This window comes from Rheinheimera sp. NSM, from assembly GCF_052380015.1.
Classification (GTDB): domain Bacteria; phylum Pseudomonadota; class Gammaproteobacteria; order Enterobacterales; family Alteromonadaceae; genus Alishewanella.
Map to the genome: position 1 here is coordinate 627,132 of NZ_JBQTCI010000001.1, position 20,006 is coordinate 647,137.

21 protein-coding genes are annotated in these 20,006 nt (G+C 52.7%); 11 read left to right on the forward strand and 10 right to left on the reverse strand.

All coding sequences use genetic code 11. The features are described 5' to 3' along the window. The first annotated feature begins 143 nt into the window (after window positions 1–143). The 3 genes from ACTZWV_RS02745 to ACTZWV_RS02755 all read left to right on the forward strand — a co-directional run bounded on the left by ACTZWV_RS02745 (window position 144) and on the right by ACTZWV_RS02755 (window position 3,506). Window positions 144–1,919: a S8 family serine peptidase gene (locus tag ACTZWV_RS02745; RefSeq protein ID WP_444785068.1), complete on the forward strand. Its 1,776-nt coding sequence runs from the start codon at window positions 144–146 to the stop codon at window positions 1,917–1,919. A 13-nt stretch (window positions 1,920–1,932) separates the two neighbouring features. After that, window positions 1,933–2,373: a hypothetical protein gene (locus ACTZWV_RS02750; RefSeq protein WP_444785069.1), complete on the forward strand. Its 441-nt coding sequence runs from the start codon at window positions 1,933–1,935 to the stop codon at window positions 2,371–2,373. A 164-nt stretch (window positions 2,374–2,537) separates the two neighbouring features. Then, window positions 2,538–3,506 carry a diguanylate cyclase gene (locus ACTZWV_RS02755; RefSeq protein WP_444785070.1) on the forward strand — a complete coding sequence of 323 codons (969 nt, stop codon included), beginning with the start codon at window positions 2,538–2,540 and terminating at the stop codon, window positions 3,504–3,506. On the opposite strand, the gene ACTZWV_RS02760 is transcribed toward ACTZWV_RS02755, so the two are convergent. Together ACTZWV_RS02760 and ACTZWV_RS02765 are read right to left on the reverse strand one after the other, a co-directional pair. After that, window positions 3,503–4,297 (reverse strand): acyl-CoA thioesterase, encoded by a 795-nt coding sequence (locus ACTZWV_RS02760; RefSeq protein ID WP_444785071.1) that lies wholly within the window; start codon window positions 4,295–4,297, stop codon window positions 3,503–3,505. The genes ACTZWV_RS02755 and ACTZWV_RS02760 overlap by 4 nt on opposite strands. A gap of 27 nt (window positions 4,298–4,324) precedes the next feature. Further along, complete coding sequence (locus ACTZWV_RS02765) at window positions 4,325–5,128, reverse strand: sulfite exporter TauE/SafE family protein (RefSeq protein WP_444785072.1); 804 nt, start codon at window positions 5,126–5,128, stop codon at window positions 4,325–4,327. A 155-nt stretch (window positions 5,129–5,283) separates the two neighbouring features. Here ACTZWV_RS02765 and ACTZWV_RS02770 point away from each other — a divergent pair, with 155 nt between their 5' ends. Continuing rightward, window positions 5,284–5,766 (forward strand): SixA phosphatase family protein, encoded by a 483-nt coding sequence (locus ACTZWV_RS02770; protein ID WP_444785073.1) that lies wholly within the window; start codon window positions 5,284–5,286, stop codon window positions 5,764–5,766. A gap of 7 nt (window positions 5,767–5,773) precedes the next feature. Here the strand turns inward: ACTZWV_RS02770 and ACTZWV_RS02775 are convergent, their stop codons facing one another. Next, window positions 5,774–7,459 carry a serine hydrolase domain-containing protein gene (locus ACTZWV_RS02775; protein ID WP_444785074.1) on the reverse strand — a complete coding sequence of 562 codons (1,686 nt, stop codon included), beginning with the start codon at window positions 7,457–7,459 and terminating at the stop codon, window positions 5,774–5,776. A gap of 268 nt (window positions 7,460–7,727) precedes the next feature. Here ACTZWV_RS02775 and ACTZWV_RS02780 point away from each other — a divergent pair, with 268 nt between their 5' ends. From ACTZWV_RS02780 to ACTZWV_RS02795, 4 genes are all read left to right on the forward strand, one after another. Further along, entirely contained in the window at window positions 7,728–8,135 is a 408-nt protein-coding gene (locus ACTZWV_RS02780; RefSeq protein ID WP_444785075.1) for a gamma-glutamylcyclotransferase family protein, read from the forward strand. 65 nt (window positions 8,136–8,200) lie between these two features. Then, window positions 8,201–8,509 (forward strand): type II toxin-antitoxin system RelE/ParE family toxin, encoded by a 309-nt coding sequence (locus tag ACTZWV_RS02785; RefSeq protein ID WP_331162177.1) that lies wholly within the window; start codon window positions 8,201–8,203, stop codon window positions 8,507–8,509. Between the two features lie 34 nt (window positions 8,510–8,543). Next, window positions 8,544–8,843, forward strand: a complete 300-nt coding sequence (locus ACTZWV_RS02790; protein WP_444785076.1) for a HigA family addiction module antitoxin — start codon at window positions 8,544–8,546, stop codon at window positions 8,841–8,843. 22 nt (window positions 8,844–8,865) lie between these two features. Then, window positions 8,866–9,216 carry a hypothetical protein gene (locus ACTZWV_RS02795; protein ID WP_444785077.1) on the forward strand — a complete coding sequence of 117 codons (351 nt, stop codon included), beginning with the start codon at window positions 8,866–8,868 and terminating at the stop codon, window positions 9,214–9,216. 59 nt (window positions 9,217–9,275) lie between these two features. On the opposite strand, the gene purH is transcribed toward ACTZWV_RS02795, so the two are convergent. The 7 genes from purH to ACTZWV_RS02830 form a co-directional block, all read right to left on the reverse strand. After that, the gene (gene purH, locus ACTZWV_RS02800) at window positions 9,276–10,862 is read right to left on the reverse strand and encodes a bifunctional phosphoribosylaminoimidazolecarboxamide formyltransferase/IMP cyclohydrolase (protein WP_444785078.1); all 1,587 of its coding nucleotides are present in this window, start codon (window positions 10,860–10,862) and stop codon (window positions 9,276–9,278) included. A gap of 100 nt (window positions 10,863–10,962) precedes the next feature. Next, the gene (gene fis, locus ACTZWV_RS02805; RefSeq protein ID WP_068228306.1) at window positions 10,963–11,253 is read right to left on the reverse strand and encodes a DNA-binding transcriptional regulator Fis; all 291 of its coding nucleotides are present in this window, start codon (window positions 11,251–11,253) and stop codon (window positions 10,963–10,965) included. 17 nt (window positions 11,254–11,270) lie between these two features. Next, complete coding sequence (gene dusB / locus ACTZWV_RS02810; RefSeq protein ID WP_444785639.1) at window positions 11,271–12,245, reverse strand: tRNA dihydrouridine synthase DusB; 975 nt, start codon at window positions 12,243–12,245, stop codon at window positions 11,271–11,273. Window positions 12,246–12,700: 455 nt separating this feature from the next. Continuing rightward, window positions 12,701–13,597 carry a phosphoribulokinase gene (locus ACTZWV_RS02815; protein ID WP_305552253.1) on the reverse strand — a complete coding sequence of 299 codons (897 nt, stop codon included), beginning with the start codon at window positions 13,595–13,597 and terminating at the stop codon, window positions 12,701–12,703. A 134-nt stretch (window positions 13,598–13,731) separates the two neighbouring features. After that, window positions 13,732–15,504: an ExeM/NucH family extracellular endonuclease gene (locus ACTZWV_RS02820; RefSeq protein WP_444785079.1), complete on the reverse strand. Its 1,773-nt coding sequence runs from the start codon at window positions 15,502–15,504 to the stop codon at window positions 13,732–13,734. A 5-nt stretch (window positions 15,505–15,509) separates the two neighbouring features. After that, complete coding sequence (gene purD / locus ACTZWV_RS02825; RefSeq protein ID WP_444785080.1) at window positions 15,510–16,796, reverse strand: phosphoribosylamine--glycine ligase; 1,287 nt, start codon at window positions 16,794–16,796, stop codon at window positions 15,510–15,512. 45 nt (window positions 16,797–16,841) lie between these two features. Next, window positions 16,842–17,678: a class I SAM-dependent methyltransferase gene (locus tag ACTZWV_RS02830; RefSeq protein ID WP_444785081.1), complete on the reverse strand. Its 837-nt coding sequence runs from the start codon at window positions 17,676–17,678 to the stop codon at window positions 16,842–16,844. 170 nt (window positions 17,679–17,848) lie between these two features. On the opposite strand from ACTZWV_RS02830, the gene trmJ reads away from it, so the two are divergent. From trmJ to iscR, 3 genes are all read left to right on the forward strand, one after another. After that, window positions 17,849–18,601 (forward strand): tRNA (cytosine(32)/uridine(32)-2'-O)-methyltransferase TrmJ, encoded by a 753-nt coding sequence (gene trmJ, locus ACTZWV_RS02835; RefSeq protein WP_444785082.1) that lies wholly within the window; start codon window positions 17,849–17,851, stop codon window positions 18,599–18,601. A gap of 3 nt (window positions 18,602–18,604) precedes the next feature. Beyond that, complete coding sequence (gene cysE / locus ACTZWV_RS02840) at window positions 18,605–19,414, forward strand: serine O-acetyltransferase (protein ID WP_444785083.1); 810 nt, start codon at window positions 18,605–18,607, stop codon at window positions 19,412–19,414. A gap of 104 nt (window positions 19,415–19,518) precedes the next feature. Beyond that, window positions 19,519–20,001: a Fe-S cluster assembly transcriptional regulator IscR gene (iscR, locus tag ACTZWV_RS02845; protein ID WP_305552259.1), complete on the forward strand. Its 483-nt coding sequence runs from the start codon at window positions 19,519–19,521 to the stop codon at window positions 19,999–20,001. Window positions 20,002–20,006: the final 5 nt, after the last annotated feature.

The window sequence follows — 20,006 nt, forward strand, 5'->3', positions numbered from 1 at the left end:
CATCACTCCGGCGAAACCTCTTTTCACCTGTAAGCAAAAAGTTATCAGTTGTAGTTCTGCCTTTTATAAGAAATAATCCGCTAAGTACTTGATTAAAATATTTTTAAGCTCTAATGCAAACTATCACGAGGATTGTCTTATATATGCATGTTAAAAAAACACTACTTAGTTGCTGCGTGCTAATGGCCTTTAGCAGCCAGGCAACTGACAACTTGGCCAGCGGTGATCCGCTTGCGCCGTACCAGTGGCATTTGCACAACACCGGCCAGCACAGTTTTTCTGCGGTAGCCGGAACACAGGGCGAAGATTTAAACCTGCTAACTACCGATCTACTGGGCATTAAAGGCGCGGGCGTTACGGTCACAGTAATCGACAGCGGGGTAGAACTTAACCACCCTGATTTATGGCGTAACATAGCACCAGGTTCAGTAAACCTGCTGAATGGCGGCGCTGAGCCTGAAGATCGCAGCGGCCACGGCACAGCAGTGGCGGGTATTATTGCCGCCGAAGCCAACAATCATATCGGAGGGCGCGGTGTAGCGCCGGAAGCCAATATTGTCGGTTTTAACTATCTGGATGCGCAGTCTGTGTCGGGCTGGTTACAATCTCACGGCGTGCCGCTTAATGGCACCGCACATTCCCGCGTGTATAACCAAAGCTACAGTAGCAAGCCTGCTATGTTTATTGATACTGATGGTGAACTAAGCCTTAGCCTGCAACTACAAGACCAGGTAATGCACGATATTACTTTGAGCAGTAATAATGGTTTAGGCGCGCTGTTTGTAAAATCGGCCGGTAACGCATTTAAATACTACGATACCTTTATCGGCGATGTTGAGTTCCGGGTTCTTCCGTTTGAGGATCAACAGCGCTTTAATAATGCCGGCCTGCCATTCCATAACGCTAATTTAAGTGCTGACAACGCCAGTTTCTGGAATTTGCTGGTATCGGCCTACAATGCCAGTGGTCGCTTAGCATCTTATTCTTCCGTGGGCGCAAACGTGTTTCTGTCCGCTCCAGGCGGAGAGGGCGGTACACAACAAGCTGGTATCGTTACCACTGACCTTAGCGGTTGCTTTGACGGTTTTAACACCGATTTCGGCACGGCTGACAACGCCTTAAAAGATAGCGGCTTAGACGCCAACTGTGATGCAACAGCGGCGATGTACGGCACTTCGGCTGCTGCAGCCAGTGTTTCAGGCGCAATTGCGCTGATAATGTCGGCCAACCCGCAACTGGATGCCAGAACGGTTAAACATATACTTGCCATCACCGCGCGCAAGCCGGACCCAAACAACAGCGGTGTTGAGCTGAGCTTCAGCGATAACAACGGCAATATCAGGAGTTACAATGCAGTGCCCGGCTGGCAGCAGAATGCAGCAGGCTATAACTTCCATTACTTTTATGGTTTGGGTGCAATAGATGTGGATGCTGCAGTAGCTATGGCGCTGCAAACCACAGCGTCGTTACCTGCGTTGCAAATATCTGACTGGCATAGCAATAACACCGCACTGACTATTCCGGATGCCAATGTTGCCGGCGTGCAGGACACTATGCAGCTTACAGACAACCTGACAATAGAAGCGGTACAACTAAAGTTCAGCGTTAAGCATGAACGGATGCGCGATTTAGCGATAGAGCTTATCTCTCCGGCCGGTACCCGCAGTGTGCTGCTTAGCCCCCGCACCGGTGTATTAAATATTACCGGTGACACAGTGCATAATGCCGTGCTGCTAAGTCAGCATTTCTACGGCGAACCTGCCGCAGGTGCGTGGCAAATCAAGCTAATTGATACCGATAACGGCAGCAACCAGACTTTGCTTTACAGCCAGCAAACCGGTTTGTTAAGCATGAACGATACGAACAACAGCACAAACGGCAGCCTGCTGTCGTGGTCGCTGCGTATCTACGGCCACTGATAGAGGATTTTATATGAAGTTTATTTCTTATGTTTCAACCCTGTTGCTGGCATACAGCATGGCGCCGTTAGCGCAGGCACAAAGCACTACTGCTAATACGGCCATTCAGCCGGGCAGCGCTATCCTAGCCAGCCTTGCGGCGCAACACAATACCAGTGCAGCACTACGCAGCGGCGATATTGTTGCGGATAGCCAAAGCGCAGCCGGGTATCAGCTAACTGGTGAAATACTGTTGCAGTTAAGCGCACAGGCTGATTTTGCCGCGCTGGCAGCCAGCTATAACCTGCAGTTGAAACACGCCTACGGTGATATCCTGGTAGTGGCCACGCCAGACGCTAACATTAAACAACTACTGGCACAGTTGGCGCAGGAGCCGACAGTACTCAGAGCAAGCTATGGTCTGCGCGAGTTGGGATTAAGCCCGGATCCGCAAGTAATCAATGATCCCAAGTAATTCCTGCAGCATGGTTTGAGGTAAGTCTCGCTCAGAGTAAAGCCCCGGGAGGGGCTTTAATTCTTTAAAAATCAATCAATTAAATCAGAAGGTTGTCGGAAGGTTGTGACAAGTAGTAAAGGCTAAAGTTGGCAACAGTTAAGCCACTTGAGCGAGATAACCTGATGACTACGTCGCAACGTAAAACCAATCTGCAACCGCTGGCATTGAATGACGATAGCTTATGGTCTGACGATGGCGATATCTCCACCGGCATCGACCTTGGCGGTTTTATTCAGTATCTGGCCGAAGCGGTGCTGATTGTCAGCCCTGATGGCGTGATTGAATGCGCCAATGCCAAGGCGGCCTTGCTGCTGAACTGTGTTGGCCAACCGCTGATTGGCCGCAAGTGGCCGGAATTTTTAGTTAACCGCTGTCAGCAGCAGTACGATGGCTTAGTAAAAATGGTAGCCAAACGCATACTGTCGCTGCAGGCCGGGCCAACAGAAATGGCGCTGCGCTGTGCTGATAATGCGGTAAAGGATATTGAGCTGTCGGTATCATTTTTACCGGACCCGGAGCCCCGGCTGGTGTTGGTAATGCGTGATCTTACGCACTACAAAGCCGAATGCGAGCAACTGCGGCTGCAGGCCTCTACCGATGTGCTAACCGGGCTGGCGAACCGGCGCGGTTTTGATGAACAGCTGCAACAGCAGTGGCAGCAATGTACGGCCGCTCGCCGGCCGCTTAGCGTGGTGATTATTGATATCGACTTTTTTAAACAATTTAACGACCGCTATGGCCATATTCAGGGCGATGCCTGCCTGCGTAAGGTCGCCGGTGCCATAGTGCAGGCGATGCCGGTTGATGGCAAAATGGCAGCGCGCTACGGCGGCGAAGAGTTTGCGCTGATACTGCCCAATCATAATGAAATTAACGCGCTGCAGGTAGCCCGTGACGTGCAGCAGGCAGTGCGGTTGTTGCAGTTTACCGACGCCGGTTTGCCGGCCTCGCTTAGTGTATCGGTAAGCCAGGGCGTAGCGACAGAAATTAACGGCCAGTACCGCACCAGCATGGCGTTGTTATGCGCGGCCGATACCGCGCTGTACCGCGCCAAGTCTGACGGCCGCGATTGTATTAATACCAGTAGTTAAGCAAACACGGTAACCGTTTGGCGGCTGATCGCCGCCAGTTTGCCATCCGGCTGCCACAGTTTGGCGGCAATATGGTGGTAGCCGTCAGCAGCGTAGTCAATTTCAGCCTGATAGCGCCACCAATCGGTATTAGTAAACGGTAAATCATGAGCAACAAATTCAATGGTCCAGGTAAGTGAGCTGGCCGGTGCCGGTTGGTTTAGCAAGGTCAGGCTAACTGGTGGCCAGGCATCTACCAATGCCAGTAACTCCGGTATTCCGGCCTGGCGACTGTCACCGCCGGCCATACGAATATCGCCGCCGAGGGCGCGCAGCGTGCTACCACCAAAGGGCAGCTTGCCATGGCTGATGCGGTAATCAAAGTGATGGGTAAACTCCGGTGCCGGGCCTTGTTTGGGCAAAACCAAGGCGTCGCCTTGCGGCCACTGTGGTGCGGTGTCGGCCGCTAAGCTGTAAGCGGAAGTACGCGGCGCACCAAAACTTGCCTGCATAACCAGGGCCACCTGGCCATCCTGTGTAATTTCAGCCTGAGCCTGGATTGCCGACTTGCCCTGGCGCAGAATACGGCGTGTTACGGTGGCGGCCCCGGCATTTAACGGCGCAACAAACGAGACCGATACCGAGCGCAGCGGCACGGCCGGGGGGATCACCGGCAGCAAGTGCGCCATGGCCAGCGCGGCGGCTAAGCCACCGAACACTGCGCGGCCCTGACCCCACTGCTCCGGTACGGTTATGTTGAATGTGTCCGGGTTGCCGGCAGCAAACTGCTGCATTATCTGGTAAAAATGCATAAAGTGATCCCTAAAATTCAATCAACGTTAGTGCGCCAGCAACGAGGCCAGCATTTTCAGGCTAAGTAACAGCAGCAAAATGCCAAACAGCCGTTTTAACGTGGTAACCGGCAGTTTGTGTGCCAGTTTGGCGCCAAGCGGCGCACAGATAAAACTTGCCACCGACATCAGCAACACAGCGGGCAGATATACCAGGCCGACAATAAACGGCAGGTCGGCGCTGCTTTGGCTATTTAGCAGATAGCCGGCGGTACCGGCCACTGAAATAGGTAACCCGACTGCGGCAGAGGTGCCAATGGCTTTTTTAATTTCGATACTGCGCCAGCTAAGATAAGGCACGGTAAGTGAACCACCGCCGATAGACACCAGGGCCGAGATGGCGCCAATACCGGCACCTGCTGCAGTCAGCTCGGCCTTACCGGCCTGTTTGCCACCGGCGGCAGGGGTTTTAGCCCGCAGCATGGTAAAGGCAACATAGCCCATAAACAGGGCAAAAAAGCCTGCCAGATACAGCGAGCTGATACGTGCCGCCAGAAACGTGGCAGCAAAAGTACCGGCTATTACGCCGGGTGTCATCGCTTTCACAATCGGCCATAAAACGCCCGCGCGGGCGTGGTGGGCACGCATGCTCGACAGTGACGTCATCACAATGGTCGCCATAGAGGTGCCAAGTGCCAAATGTACCACGGCATCGGCGGCTATACCCTGGGCCAGGAAAATGCTGGTAAGCAGCGGTACCATAATGCCGCCCCCGCCAATGCCCAACAGACCAGCCATAACACCGGCGAAGCCACCCAAAGCCAAAAAAGCCAGTATCCATTCAATTGCCATCTGCGGCCTCCGTATAAAAACTGGCTGGCAACATACCTTGATTTGGCACAACTGGCAAAAAAATGTGCTGGCAAACTGCAGTTGAGCTGGTTTGGCAATAAAGGGCGTACTTAGTCATAATTCTGCCTTATAGCCATGCTATAACTGCGCCCGCTATGGATAAATACTTATATTTTTTACGTCACGCCACCGCGGAAATTATCCGGCCTAATCAGCTGGATATCGACCGTTGTCTGGTAGAAAAAGGCCGGCTGCAGGCGCGTCGCGTTGCGGCTTTTATGCAGCGCCACGCTATTGCGCCAACAGCGGTATGCAGCAGCCCCTATCCGCGCGCTATGCAAACCGCTGCCATAGTGGCCAAAGAAGCAGGGCTTGGCGCGGTACAGGAATTAGCCTGGTTGGCATTAGGCAACGACAGCCATGCTGCGCTGGCACAGTTACAGCAACTGCTGGCGGATTTACCGCCACACAGCTTGCTGGTAGGGCACGAGCCGGACTTCTCCAGCTTAATCAGCCTGCTGCTTGGCAGTGAAACCGGCCTGCTTAATGTGCGCAAAGCGTCGCTAAGCTGTGTCGGCTACTGCAGCGACACTAAGCAAGCGGAATTGCAATGGTCGGTACCGGCGCGCTTTATGTAACGCTGCCTTATTGCCGTGTCAGCACAAAACGGCCAGCCCCTTGTATCAGCGTAACCTGAGCCGCCCTGCCAGTGGCGGGGGCAAACTCCAGCGTGGCATCCACCACAGTAAGGTACAGCTTGCGCTCGCCGGCGGCCTTTAAGTCAAACGCCGGTTGCCCGGTGACCTGCACCAGTAAGCCATCACCAGCGTCATTTTGAAAAATTTTCAACTGCAGTTGATCTGAGGCATAGTCACCAACCAATGCCAGCTGTTGCTGTTGGCTTAAGCGGATATCGGCTTTTTGCGTTACATCGCTGCTGCGCTGCCACAGCTCGGCTTTACCTTCGCCGTCATAAAACATGTTCAGGCCGGTCGCATTACCGTTTTTATCCCGCAGTATTACCAATCGGGTTACGCTGTCAGCAAAGCCAAAGCTGTCGTTAGCTTGCGGTATCAGTTCAAAGGGCCGGCCGCCGGCGCGGGTTGAGAACAACTTACCATCTCGTACCTCAAGCGTGCGGCTGTCTTCGCCTTTGCTATAGATGCCGCTGACACTGCGTAGCTGAGCCTCTGTTAACGAAACCGGCGGATATTCAGGGTAGGGGTTTCCGCTGGCATAGGCCGCAATTTTACGGCTTAAATAGCTTAAATCCGGGCCCGGACCGTCGCTGTTACGCAGCATTACGACTGTCAGCTTTGGCTGTGGCAGGTAAACCAACAACGAAACAAAGCCGTTAATGCCACCGCCATGTTGCAGCTCCCGCATACCACGCAGTGTGTCGCTGCGGATACCAAAGCCATAATTGCTATCATTTTTAGCTGCAGCACCGGTGGGTGTAATCATTTGCCGGTAAGTGTCTGCTTTAAGCAACTTACCGCTGTGCAGCAGGCGGTTCCATTGCCACAGTGCATCGGCATCGGCAACCAGCGCGCCGGCGGCATGCGGTTGGGTCATGCTCAGCAAGGCGGCCTGAGTCACATCCTGCCCGGGGCGCAGGCTGTAACCGCCGGCCATGCCGGCAATAATGCTTTGCTCGCCGGGGTAAACAATATTACTCAGCTTATGCGGTTGCAGCAGGGCATCGTTAATATACTGGTGCCAGCTTTTACCACTGATGGCTTCAATAACGGCGCCCAGCAATACATAACCGGAATTGTTGTATTTAAATTCTGCCCCCGGGGCAAAATCGACCGGTAGATCTTTAAACTCAGCAATCAGTTCCGCCGTGCTTAACTCGTAGCGGATTTTGTTATGCATATAGCCCGGAATGCCGGTGTAGCTCTTCACACCAGAGGTATGGTTCAGTAACTGCAACAGCGTAATTGCTTCTGCATTAGGGTAGTCGGGCAGGTATTTACTCAGCGGATCAGTAAGTGCTGCCTTACCTTCATCTATCAGTTTCAGAAGTGCTGTAGCAGCAAACTGCTTGGTAACCGAGCCGATACGAAACTTGTGCTGTGGGCTCAACGGCACGTCAAGTTCAATATTCGCCTTGCCATAAGCGTGTTTAAATAACAGCTCATCACCGCGTGCCACCAACACCGCTAAGCCAGGGCCGTTGCTGTCTATCTGTTGTTGCTGTAACAGCTGTGTAGCATAGCGGCTTACGTCTTGGGCATCGGGTAGCGTATCAGCGGCAATCGCAGTGGTGCCGACGCAGCACAATGTGGTAGCCAGCAACAGCGGTTTTAACATCAGCTTTTTTAACATAATTGCTCCTTGTTATCAGAATGACGTGATACTCCATGCAGCGTGGCTGCAAACACAGGCGAAACAGGCAAAAATAAGGCCATGATTTTTTTATTGTTCTAAATCATATGATTAACTTGTTGTTGGCAAGAGGCCGCTGGTGATAAAACCAAAAAGCAGGTTTATCTGCCCAAGCGTTAGTGAATTTGCCACCTCAGAGGTTTAGCGCAGATCTTGTCTTTGTGATACTGCTACGGCACAGTAAACAAAATTACTTATAGTTGCGGCTATGCAGCATTATTTATTTGTTTACGGCACCCTGCGGCAAAATGCCCACCACCCCATGCACCAATTACTGGTACAACATAGCTGTTTTGTTGCTATGGCACATTATCAGGCCAGGTTGTATCAGGTAGATTATTACCCGGGCGCAGTGCCATCCAATAATGCCGCCGACCAGGTAGTAGGAGAGCTGTATCAGCTGATACAGCCGGAGCATCTGCTAAGCGCGCTGGATAACTATGAAGAATGCGGCCCGGGCTTTGCGCAGCCGCAGGAGTATCGGCGTGAACAACAAAGTGTAGTGCTGGAGAATGGCGACAGTATTGCTGCCTGGGTGTATGTGTATAACCGCAGCACTAAGGGGCTCAGGTTAATTCAAAGCGGCGATTTTCTGGCTGATAAAATCGCGCAGTAAATTCCATGGTTATTTGATAAGTGTAAAGAAATGCTTTACACTTTCGTCATTGATGAGGGAGCAGCATGGCGATAAAGAACTTTAAGCATAAAGGTCTGAAGAAGCTTTTTCTGCATGGCGACCATAGCGGTGTGCAACCAAAACACGCTGTAAAGCTTACGATAATTCTCGATGCCATTGCTGCATCACATCAACCAAGAGACTTACGCGCGCTTTTTCAGGCGAAATTCGCGGAAAAAGTAGGTTCAGGTACCGGTGTTTACTCAATTGAAGTCAACGGCAATTGGCGTGTGACGTTTGAACTGGAAGACGATGGTGCGGTGTTATTAGACTATCGCGACTATCACGGTAAGCAAATCCGCGCTCAGAAATAGCACATGTAATGTCGGTAACAATCTGGAGGATACTATGGAAAAAATGACGCGTTGCCCCACGCATCCCGGGCTGATTTTTCGTGTTCAGATACTGGAAGAACATGGTATTTCAGTGACCAAAGCTGCCAAAGCACTGGGTGTTTCCCGCACTACTATGAGCAATTTTTGCCATGGACATATACCGTGCTCAGCTGATTTGGCGCAGCGTATTGCGCTGGCAACCGACAGCAATGTGGGGTTGTGGATTAATCTGCAGGCCAATTATGATGCCTGGCAGGCTGAGCACGGCGAGCAGCCGGTAGTTGAAAAGCTGATACTGAACAGCGCTGCCTGAACGTTATGATTAGGCGGATGTCTTGAGCATACTAAAACAGCTGTTTCGTTGGCAAAAAGGCCGCCAGCAAAGCGGTTACGATAAAATGCTGTTGGCAGGCGCATATTGGCCATTTAAATTCGACTGCTATCTGTTGCATTTTCCGCAAGGCTGCGAAGTGCCACCACATAAAGATGCTGTAAGCAGTGGCCGGCATTACCGGCTGAATATAGTATTAAAACAGGCGAAGAAGGGCGGCGACTTTATCTGCGCCACACCGATTTATCAAAATTCCCGCATTAAATTTTTCCGGCCGGACTTGTGCGAGCATGCGGTAAGTAAAGTAGAGCAGGGCAGCCGTTATTTGCTGAGTATTGGTTGGGTGAGATTGTAATTAAAAAAGGCCGCAATGCGGCCTTTTTTATAACTACTGCAGGTGCTTAATGGCTGCTTTTAATGACGGAAGTGCCTTACGCCGGTAAACACCATGGCCATGCCGTGCTCGTCTGCGGCGGCGATTACTTCGGCGTCGCGCATTGAACCACCCGGCTGAATTACGGCAGTAATACCGGCTGCGGCTGCAGCGTCGATACCGTCGCGGAACGGGAAGAAGGCGTCTGAGGCCATTACTGAGCCTTTTACTTCCAGCTTCTCATCGGCGGCTTTAATACCGGCAATTTTGGCGCTGTAGACGCGGCTCATCTGGCCGGCGCCAACGCCGATGGTCATGCTGTCTTTTACGTACACAATAGCGTTGGATTTAACAAACTTGGCCACCTTCCAGCAGAACAGTAAGTCTTTTAACTCTTGTTCGGTAGGCTGGCGTTTGGTGACGACTTTTAAATCATCCGCAGTAACTTTGGCCTGATCGCGATCCTGCAGCAACATACCGCCGTTGACTTGTTTAATATCCAGCGCAGTAGTTGCAGCGCTGAACTCACCACATACCAAAAGGCGCACGTTCGGCTTAGTGCCAACCACCGCTGCGGCTGCGTCGGTGGCAGAAGGCGCAATAATCACTTCAACAAACTGCCGGCTGACAATTTCTTTCGCTGTAGTTTCATCCAGCTCGCGGTTAAAGGCAATAATGCCGCCGAAAGCTGAGGTTGGGTCGGTCTGGTAGGCACGGTTATACGCCGCCAGAATCGAATCGCCAATGGCCACGCCGCACGGGTTAGCGTGCTTAACGATAACGCAGGCCGGTTCACTGAACTCTTTTACGCACTCCAGTGCCGCATCAGTATCGGCGATATTGTTGTATGACAACGCCTTGCCTTGTAACTGCTTAGCGGTAGATACAGAGGCCTCAGTGGCACCGTCCTGCACATAAAACGCCGCGCTTTGGTGGCTGTTTTCGCCGTAGCGTAAGTCTTGTTTTTTAACGAATTGGCTGTTGAAAGTACGCGGGAACTTAGTCGCCGGTTCTGCCGGTGTATCGTAGGCTGGTAACATGGCGCCAAAGTAGTTGGCTATCATGCCATCGTACTGCGCGGTGTGTTCAAAAGCGCTGATCGCCAGGCTAAACCGCGTGGCGTGAGTGGTAGCGCCGCCGTTGGCCTGCATTTCTGCCAGTACGCTGTCGTAGTCTTTTGCATTAACAACAATGGTTACATCTTTGTGGTTTTTCGCTGCCGCGCGCACCATAGTCGGGCCGCCGATATCGATATTTTCAACCGCATCTTCCAGCGTGCAGCCGGGCTTGGCCACAGTGCTGGCAAACGGATACAGGTTTACTACCACTAAGTCGATAGGGCCGATATTGTTGGCCGCCATTACGCTTTCATCCACGCCGCGACGGGCTAAAATACCGCCGTGAATTTTCGGATGCAGGGTTTTTACCCGGCCGTCCATAATTTCCGGGTGGCCGGTGTAGTCAGACACTTCTGTAACCTTAATGCCTTGTTCGGCTAACAGTTTAGCAGTACCGCCGGTAGAGAGAATATCCACCTGTTGCGCGGCCAGCGCGCGGGCGAATTCTACAATACCGGTTTTATCTGACACACTCAGCAGTGCGCGGCGGATGGGTCTTAATGTCGTCATGCTTAGACTCTCTTGTAGCTTGCAGAAATCAGATTTTAACCTAACCAATAAAAAAGCACCCGAAGGTGCTTAGTGGCGGGGCGCTGGCCCCGCAGTGGCATTAACTCATGCCGTACTGTTTCAGCTTCTTACGCAGCGTACCGCGGTTGATGCCCATCAGGTTGGCGGCGCGGGTTTGGTTACCGCGGGTATATTTCATCACTTCTTCCAGTAACGGACGCTCTAATTCAGATAATACCAGTTCATACAAGTCGTTAACGTCCTGACCGTTTAATTGCTGCAGGTAGTTAGCCACGGCTTTTTGCGCGGCGTTGCTTAAAGCTTGTGGCTTTTCCTGCGTTTGTACGTGGGCGTTAGTAATAAATGGCGAAGTAACGTTCGAATTAAACATTGCTTTTCTCTTTTACGTTAGGTTGCTGCTAGTTGATGAAAATAGTCATTTAAGGTGTCAAGCTGCTGCTTAGCACACTCAATACCATTGAATTCACTACGAAACTGTCCGAGCGTGTCATGCTCGGCTAAATACCAGCCCACATGCTTGCGGGCAATACGGGAACCGGCCAGCTCACCATAAAGTTGGTGTAAACCCTGCACATGTTCCAGCATGATCTGACGTACCTCGGCAATGCCCGGTGGCGCCAGTTTGTCGCCAGTGGCCAGGTAATGCACCACTTCGCGGAAAATCCATGGCCTTCCTTGTGCCGCGCGGCCAATCATAATGGCGTCGGCACCGGTGTAGTCCAGCACATGGCGCGCTTTTTCCGCTCCGGTAATATCGCCGTTGGCAATTACCGGGATAGAAACACTTTGTTTAATGGCGCGGATGGTGTCATATTCCGCTTCACCTTTGTACATACAGGCACGTGTCCTGCCATGTACCGCCAGCGCCTGTATGCCGTTATCTTGCGCAATACGGGCGATCTGAATACCGTTTCTGTGCTCAGGATCCCAGCCGGTGCGGATTTTTAACGTCACCGGCACCTTAACTGCATCGACCACAGCGCGCACAATTTGTTCCACTAACTGCGGATACTGCAGCAGTGCAGAACCGGCCAGCTTCTTGTTCACTTTTTTCGCCGGGCAACCCATGTTGATGTCGATAATATCGGCACCTATATCAACATTGTATTGCGCTGCCTCAGCCATTTGCTGTGGGTCCGCACCGGCAATTTGTACCGAGCGGATACCGGATTCCTGCCGGTGGCCCATGCGATTTTGTGATTTTTCGCTTTGCCATACCAACGGGTTGCTCGACAGCATTTCCGACACAGCTAAGGCTGCACCAAAACGCCGGCAGAGCTCACGAAAAGTGTGATCGGTTACTCCGGCCATCGGAGCACAAACTACCTTGTTCGCTAATTGATATGGACCTATGCGCACCACTGAATCCAAGGCTCTACCCGTAAGGGGCGCTAAGTTTACGGATTTTTTCCGGCAAAGCAAAGGCTATTATTTAAACAAAAGTGTAAATTTACCGGCCTTTGCGGTCTTGACATTCGCTAAACGGCTGAAAATTGGTGTTTTGTAAAGCTGAGACAACAGTAGTATGCGGGGTGGCGAAAATGAAAATTGTAACGCTGTTGGTTTTGTGACCAGGGAAATGATGTAGTTTTGATAGCAATCCTGGTAGTTCCGTTGTAAACGCAAAAGCGGTATGCCCACACCAACACGCCGTAAATACGTCCCTGTAGGCTCGATTATAAACTTCATCCATGAAGTTTATCCTGCGGACCAGCACAGCTGTTCAAATTCGCTCCCGGCGAATTTGTCAGCATCCATGCCTTCAACGGTTGGTTTAGGGCATACCGCTTTTGCTGCCAGAGTATTGAGCCTGCCGCCTAAGTACCCAGCCAGTCGACCTGGCCGCGTGCCTGGCGTCGCTTAATCATCAACTCTTCAATAAGCGGCGTTAAAATCAGCTCCATCGCCAGGCCCATTTTGCCGCCCGGCACCACCAGGGTATTAACCCGCGACATAAAGGCGCCGTTAATCATTTGCAGGTAGTAGGGGAAATCCACATGCTTAATACCGCGAAAGCGGATCACCACAAAGCTCTCGTCGAGCGAGGGTATATCTTTGGCACTAAAGGGGTTGGAGGTATCTACCGTAGGCACACGCTGAAAGTTTATATGGGTGCGCGAGAACTGCGGCGTAATATGGTTAATGTAGTCATCCATGCTACGCACTATGCTGGCCTGCACGGCCTCACGGCTGTGGCCGCGCTCGGAGGTGTCGCGGATAATTTTTTGGATCCACTCTAAGTTAACTATCGGTACCATGCCGATCAGTAAATCGACGTGCTGCGCGACGTTATGCTCGTCGGTTACTGCGCCACCGTGCAAACCTTCATAAAATAATAAGTCGGTATTGGCGCGTAAATCCTGCCACGGGGTAAAGGTGCCGGGTAATTGGTTGTAAGGCACGGCTTCGTCAAAGGTGTGCAAATAGTGGCGTATTTTGCCGCCGCCGGTTTCACCATAGCTGGCAAAGAAGTTTTCCAGCGCGCCAAAATCGTTGGCTTCGGCGCCAAAGTAGCTGATATGTTTGCCGGCTTCTTTGGCTTTACGAATCGCTACTTCCATTTCCGGCCGGCTGAAGCGGTGAAAACAGTCACCCTCAACAAAGGCCGCATCTATGCCCAGGGTGCGGAAAATATGCTGAAACGCCGTCGAGGTGGTGCTGGTGCCGGCACCGGACGAACCGGTAATAGCAATAATCGGGTTTTTATGTGACATGGGCGCGGCTCGCTAGGTTAACTGAACCTCACCTTAAAGCAACTGCTAAAGCAGGTGCAACTGTTTCTTCTGCTATTGTGGTCGTTACAGCCGGTAAGTTATTGAATTAACTTGCCGGCTGCAGTAAAACCGCGTTAAAACTGAAAGGTGGCAATCAGCGGATCATGATCCGATGAGCGGTACGGTGTTGGCGCGTACAATTGTTGCAGCAGGCTATCGCTTTTAAACCCGACATTGTAATCCAGCAATACCGGTTCATCGGCATTGATGGCCCAGTGCTGCATGCTGTGCAACTGCGCGGCCAGTGCCGGGCTTGCCAAGGCATGATCCAGTGAGCCGGTGCGGCCGCGATACACATAAGAGTATTGGCTGCCAGCAGCGGCGCTGAGGTAGTGCCAGTTACGCTGTTCCAGGGTGGTTACCGGGTCTTCCAGCCGGTAGGCATTTAAATCGCCCAATATCAGCTGCTTGTCGCTCTTTACGCCGGTAGGCTGGCTGGCCAGCCAGTCGCTGAGTGCTTTAGCTGAGGTTACCCGCAGTGCATTCCAGCAGGCCTGGCCGTCGCCTTGATCAGCATCTTTGGTGGCGGCGTCCTTCGGGCAGCTGCCCTTGGATTTAAAGTGATTAATGCTTACGGTAACCAGCTCATTGGAAGCCAGATGGCGAAAACTTTGCGCCAGTGGCGGCCGGCTGCCCCAGTCGAATGGCTTGGCCAGCAACATAGCAGCCTTACCTTCCACGCTAACGGCAGAGGGGCGGTACAGCAAAGCCACTTTAATTGCATCGCTGCCGGGCTGCTCAGTGGTGATAATAAAACGATAGGGTTTGGCGGCCACCTTATTTAACGCTGCGGTCAGGTTAGCCAGTGCACCTTGCTGGCTGTAGCCGTTATTCTCTACCTCCAGCAAGCCAATGATATCGGCATCCAGTGCGGCCAGGGCGCTGACAATCTTCGCTTGCTGGCGGGCCAGTTCAGCGGCGCTGCCGGCACCGCGCCGCGTTGGAAAGGCCGGGTTTTGGCCGGCGCCGTTAAAATAATTCAGCACATTAAAGCTGGCGATACGCAGCGCTTTGGCCGGCTTGGCTTGCGGCGCGGCCGGGCGCGGGTTAGTGGCAGCAAAGTGCGGCGCTTTGGTTGGCACCAGCCGGTAACCGCGCTCATCCTGCAGTAGCACGCCTTCTACCCGGCTTACGCTATCACCAATGCGCAAGGTACTGGCTGCTGTTAGCAGAGTTTCGCCAAAACGCACCGGGTCAGGGTTTTGCTGATAGCTGCCATCATCCAGCACCAGCATATGTCGTTGTTGTTGCACTGCGCTAAGTGCGGCCGCGTCTTTACCCGGTAGCATAATTTCGGTGGCTGTCAGCAGGCGTTTATCAGCCAGGATAATTTCGCCGTAGCGGCCCAGGTTATAGGTATCGTTTACCGTGAGTGTTTGCTCAAAACGCAGCAATGCGCCTTCCAGTTGCTCCCAACTTTGTTCTGCCGGCAAAGGCAGACGCAGCGTTAGCGGCGCTACTGCGGCGCTACCTTCACATAGCTTGATATCAGTTAGCTGAGTCAGGCTGGTAAGCTGGTTAATCTCCGCTACTGTACCGCTTATCTGCAACTGCTGGCCGGGTTGATAAATAGCCGCAGCTGTAGTGTCGGCAATAAACACACTACCGGATGCTGCGCTATCGGCTGGTTCAATGGCGCGCAGTACTAAGCCGGCTGCGGCACTGTCCGGGTACACCACTGCCGTAACCACGCCGCGGGTAACTAACTGCCGGCCTTGCAGCGGGCTGCTGTCGCCTGTGCCCTGAATTTGCTGTATCGGCGTGTACGGCGTGTTACAAGCTGCTGCAACACCAGCCAGGGCGCTGCTTAGCAGCAGCGCGCCGGACAGGTAAAACGAGTTAAGCATAATAACTACTTCTGCTCGCGGGCAATAGCGCGATAACCAATGTCGCTGCGGCAAAACATGCCATCCCAGCTGATTTTATCTACCAGTTTGTACGCCGCCTGTTGCGCAGCTGTAACATTGGCACCCAGCGCAGTAGCACACAGTACCCGACCGCCGTTGGTGACTACATTGCCGTCTTTTAGCTCAGTGCCGGCATGAAATACTTTGGCCGTGCTGCTATCGGCGCCGTCCAGACCACTGATAACCCTGCCTTTGGCATAAGCGTCCGGATAACCACCGGCCGCCAACACCACGCCTACCGCAGCTTGCGGAGTAAACTGAATAGCTTTACCGGCAAGTTCAGTTTTGGTTGCCGCCAGGCACAGCTCAACCAGATCTGATTCCAACCGTAGCATAATCGGCTGGGTTTCCGGGTCACCAAAGCGGCAATTAAATTCCAGCACTTTAGCGCTGCCATCCGGCGCTATCATTAAGCCGGCGTACAAAAAGCCGGTAAATAGCGTCCCTTCTGCCGCCATGCCGTTCACGGTGGGGTAAATAACGTGTTGCATTACCCAATCGTGTACCGCCGGGGTCACTACCGGTGCCGGCGAATAAGCGCCCATGCCGCCGGTATTCGGGCCTTTATCGGCGTTGTCGCGCGCTTTATGATCCTGCGATGAGGCAAACGGCAGCGCCGTAGTGCCATCCACCATCACAATAAACGAGGCTTCTTCACCGGTTAAAAACTCTTCTACCACCACGCGACTGCCGGCATCGCCAAATTTATTGCCGGATAACATATCGTCAATTGCGGCGGCGGCTTCATCCTGCGTTTGCGCAATAATTACGCCTTTGCCGGCCGCTAAACCGTCGGCTTTAATCACTACCGGTGTGCCCAGCGTTGCGGCAAAGGCTTTGGCCGGCGCTGTTTCGGTAAAGGTTTGGTAAGCCGCTGTGGGGATGTTATGCCGGGCTAAAAAGTCTTTGGCAAAGGCTTTGGAGCTCTCCAGCTGTGCGGCGGCTTTAGTCGGGCCAAAAATGGCTAACCCGGCGGCGCGAAACGCATCTACCACGCCTTTCGCCAGCGGCGCTTCCGGGCCAACAATGGTCAGCGCAATGTTTTCTTGTTGGGCAAAGGCCAGCAGCGCCGGTACGTCATCCGCAGCGATAGCGACATTGGTCAGGTTGTTTTCGCGGGCGGTGCCGGCATTGCCGGGCGCTACAAATACTTTGCCGGCCAGAGGTGACTGCGCTGCTTTCCACGCCAGTGCATGCTCGCGGCCACCGCCGCCAATTACCAATACGTTCATTTAGCTTTCCGTTAGTTATTCTATAAAAGGTTATTTAGTACAAACTTACTTAGTTACAGGCTTGCGAAACTTCAGTGTCATACGGTCGCTTTCACCTATCGCCAGATACTTGTCTTTATCCTGCTCTTTTAAGCGCAATACCGGCGGCAAGGTCCAGACGCCGCCCGGGTGATCGGCGCTGTCTTTCGGGTTAGCATTTACATCACTTTCTGCTTCAAACACAAAACCGGCTTGCTCTGCCAGCTTTACCGCCAGTGCTTGCGGGAAATAACCGCTTTTTTGCCAATCGCCACTGATTTTATCTGCCGGTAAGCGGTGCTCAACCACGCCCAGCACGCCGCCCGGTTTTAATGCCGTATAAAAGTCTTTAAAAATCGCCAACATGCCGGCATCACCGCCGTTGCCATACCAGTTGTGCAGGTTACGGAAGGTCAGTACCACATCAGCACTGCCGGCCGGGGCAATGCCGCTGCTGTTACCCGGGGCAAATTCAGTTAGCTGTACACGGTTATATACAGGGTTGGCCGCCAGCTTTTCGACAAAGGCAGCGCGGTTACGTTTGTAATAATCAGATGTGCTGTCGGCCGGGAAATGTGCGGCATAGTAGGTGCCGTGTGCGGCCAGTAACGGCGCCAGAATTTCAGTATACCAGCCGGCGCCCGGCGCAATTTCTACCACAGTACTGGCCGGGGTTACGTCAAAAAACTGCAGCGTAGCAACCGGATTACGGTACTTATCGCGGGCAACATTGGCCGGACTGCGGCTTTGGTGATCTACCGCCAGTTGTAAGGCTTCAGCTTGCTGCTTATCATTGGAGCCGGCAACAGCCAGTGGGCTTAACAGAAGAGCAGACAGCGCAACAGCGAGTTTTATGGTTTTCATCTTCGTGGTTCCCTGTGGTAAAAGTGGCGCTAGTGTAGCAAAACAATGTTAAAAAAGCAGGTTGCAGCGGCGGATTAATCTGCTTTATTCAGATGGCCAGACTGCTATTTTCTCGTCAACAAATGCTGCGCGCTATGCTAGAATGCCAGCCCTTTAACGCGGGAAGCCTTATGTTAGACCAGATCCGTATCATTCTTGTGGGCACAACCCATACCGGCAATATTGGCTCGGTGGCCCGCGCCATGAAAACCATGGGCTTATCAAAGCTGTATTTAGTTGCACCGAAAGAACTGCCGGACGGCCAGGCCTACGCGCTGTCAGCCGGAGCCAGCGATATTTTGGCCAATGCTAAAGTGTTCGATACGCTGCAAGAAGCCATCAGCGATTGCAGTCTGGTGGTGGGCAGTAGTGCGCGCTCACGTACTTTAAGCTGGCCGATGCTGGAGCCGCGCGAATGCGGTGTTAAAGCGGTGCAGGAGGCAGCCACTCAGCCGGTAGCGCTGGTGTTTGGCCGTGAAAGCAGTGGTTTAACTAACGAAGAGCTGCAACTGTGTAATTACCATGTTTGCATAGCGGCGAACCCGGAATACAGCTCGCTGAATCTGGCAATGGCAGTGCAAATTGTGACCTACGAAGTGCGCATGGCCTGGTTGCAACAAGCGTCGCAACAGCAAGCCGCAGTGCCAACTGTTGATGAAGTGGCTTACCCGAGCAGCGAGCAAATGAGCAATTTCTATCAGCATCTGGAGCAGACACTGAACGACACCGGCTTTATTATTAAGCAACACCCCGGTGTTGTGATGACCAAGCTCAAACGCTTATTTACCCGCGCACGGCCGGAAGAAGCCGAATACAATATATTGCGCGGCATTTTAACCTCAGTGCAGCGTTATGGCCGCAAGGCGCAGGGCGAGAAGGAGTAGCGCATGTTTGCCGGTATCAAAGAAGATATCAAAAGTGTGTTTGAGCGGGACCCGGCTGCGCGCAGCAGTTTTGAGGTGCTTACCAATTATCCGGGCCTGCATGCAATCTGGTGGCACCGGGTTAGCCATAAACTGTGGCGGGCTAACTGGAAATGGTTGGCGCGGTTTTTAAGCACTATAGCGCGCTGGCTTACCGGGGTGGAAATTCACCCGGGCGCAAAGATCGGGCGGCGCTTTTTTATCGACCATGGCATGGGTGTGGTAATTGGCGAAACCGCTGAAATTGGCGATGACGTAACCCTGTACCATGGCGTTACCCTCGGCGGTACCAGCTGGAACCCGGGCAAACGCCACCCTACCCTGGCTAATGGTGTGGTGATTGGTGCCGGCGCCAAGGTGCTGGGCCCCTTAATGGTGGGCGAAAATGCCCGCATCGGCTCCAATGCTGTAGTGGTAAAAGATGTGCCGGCCGGCGCTACCGTAATAGGTATCCCGGGCCGCATTGTTGCTAAAGCCGATGTTGAAGTAAGCGCACAGCGCAAGCAACTGGCGCAAAAATTCGGCTTCGATGCCTATGCAGTGGCGGCAGATAACCCCGACCCTGTGGCTAATGCTATTGGCCGTATGCTGGACCATATTCAGCTGCTGGATAACAAAGTAGGCGAGTTATGCCACAGTGTGAATCAGCTGGGCGGTAATGTCTGTGAAGAAGTGCCGACAGTAAATATTGACGAGGAAGACTTTAAGTTAGCGGAAAAGCGTGCGGCAGAGGCACGTAAACGTGACGTTGAAGCCTTTGATCCGAACATTTAAGTTGAACCTGAAACACTAATACTTGACTAATGCAGTAGGTTATTAATACTTGACTAAAACAGTCGGGAATGTACAATAGCGCCAGTGTTTTCAGGGAGCAAACTATGAGATTAACCTCGAAAGGCCGCTATGCCGTAACAGCAATGTTGGATGTTGCCTTACACACAGCAACCGGGCCGGTGCCACTGGCCGATATTTCTGCGCGCCAGGGTATTTCGTTGTCGTATCTTGAACAATTGTTTGCCCGCTTACGTAAACAAGGTTTGGTCAGCAGTGTGCGCGGGCCGGGCGGCGGTTATCAGCTGGGCCGTGAGGCTGGCAGTATTTCGGTATCAGACGTGATCAGCGCAGTGGATGAGTCAGTAGACGCTACCCGTTGTCAGGGTAAATCTGACTGCCACAGTGGCACCCGTTGTTTAACTCATACCTTGTGGAGCGACTTAAGTCACCGCATTGAAGATTTTCTTACCGGCATTACGCTGGGCGAGCTGGTAAACCAGCAAGATGTACAACACCTGGCAAAGCGGCAGAACAGCCGTATTGTAAAGAATCCGGCAACTGATATTGAAGTCAGCTGCCAGCTGTAGGCAAC

Bases quoted from the DNA above. Each gene is read 5' to 3' on its own strand.
- ACTZWV_RS02745 (WP_444785068.1), top strand. From the start codon at position 144: ATGCATGTTAAAAAAACACTACTTAGTTGCTGCGTGCTAATGGCCTTT.
- ACTZWV_RS02750 (WP_444785069.1), top strand. From the start codon at position 1,933: ATGAAGTTTATTTCTTATGTTTCAACCCTGTTGCTGGCATACAGCATG.
- ACTZWV_RS02755 (WP_444785070.1), top strand. From the start codon at position 2,538: ATGACTACGTCGCAACGTAAAACCAATCTGCAACCGCTGGCATTGAAT.
- ACTZWV_RS02760 (WP_444785071.1), bottom strand. From the start codon at position 4,297: ATGCATTTTTACCAGATAATGCAGCAGTTTGCTGCCGGCAACCCGGAC.
- ACTZWV_RS02765 (WP_444785072.1), bottom strand. From the start codon at position 5,128: ATGGCAATTGAATGGATACTGGCTTTTTTGGCTTTGGGTGGCTTCGCC.
- ACTZWV_RS02770 (WP_444785073.1), top strand. From the start codon at position 5,284: ATGGATAAATACTTATATTTTTTACGTCACGCCACCGCGGAAATTATC.
- ACTZWV_RS02775 (WP_444785074.1), bottom strand. From the start codon at position 7,459: ATGTTAAAAAAGCTGATGTTAAAACCGCTGTTGCTGGCTACCACATTG.
- ACTZWV_RS02780 (WP_444785075.1), top strand. From the start codon at position 7,728: ATGCAGCATTATTTATTTGTTTACGGCACCCTGCGGCAAAATGCCCAC.
- ACTZWV_RS02785 (WP_331162177.1), top strand. From the start codon at position 8,201: ATGGCGATAAAGAACTTTAAGCATAAAGGTCTGAAGAAGCTTTTTCTG.
- ACTZWV_RS02790 (WP_444785076.1), top strand. From the start codon at position 8,544: ATGGAAAAAATGACGCGTTGCCCCACGCATCCCGGGCTGATTTTTCGT.
- purH (WP_444785078.1), bottom strand. From the start codon at position 10,862: ATGACGACATTAAGACCCATCCGCCGCGCACTGCTGAGTGTGTCAGAT.
- fis (WP_068228306.1), bottom strand. From the start codon at position 11,253: ATGTTTAATTCGAACGTTACTTCGCCATTTATTACTAACGCCCACGTA.
- ACTZWV_RS02815 (WP_305552253.1), bottom strand. From the start codon at position 13,597: ATGTCACATAAAAACCCGATTATTGCTATTACCGGTTCGTCCGGTGCC.
- ACTZWV_RS02820 (WP_444785079.1), bottom strand. From the start codon at position 15,504: ATGCTTAACTCGTTTTACCTGTCCGGCGCGCTGCTGCTAAGCAGCGCC.
- purD (WP_444785080.1), bottom strand. From the start codon at position 16,796: ATGAACGTATTGGTAATTGGCGGCGGTGGCCGCGAGCATGCACTGGCG.
- ACTZWV_RS02830 (WP_444785081.1), bottom strand. From the start codon at position 17,678: ATGAAAACCATAAAACTCGCTGTTGCGCTGTCTGCTCTTCTGTTAAGC.
- trmJ (WP_444785082.1), top strand. From the start codon at position 17,849: ATGTTAGACCAGATCCGTATCATTCTTGTGGGCACAACCCATACCGGC.
- cysE (WP_444785083.1), top strand. From the start codon at position 18,605: ATGTTTGCCGGTATCAAAGAAGATATCAAAAGTGTGTTTGAGCGGGAC.
- iscR (WP_305552259.1), top strand. From the start codon at position 19,519: ATGAGATTAACCTCGAAAGGCCGCTATGCCGTAACAGCAATGTTGGAT.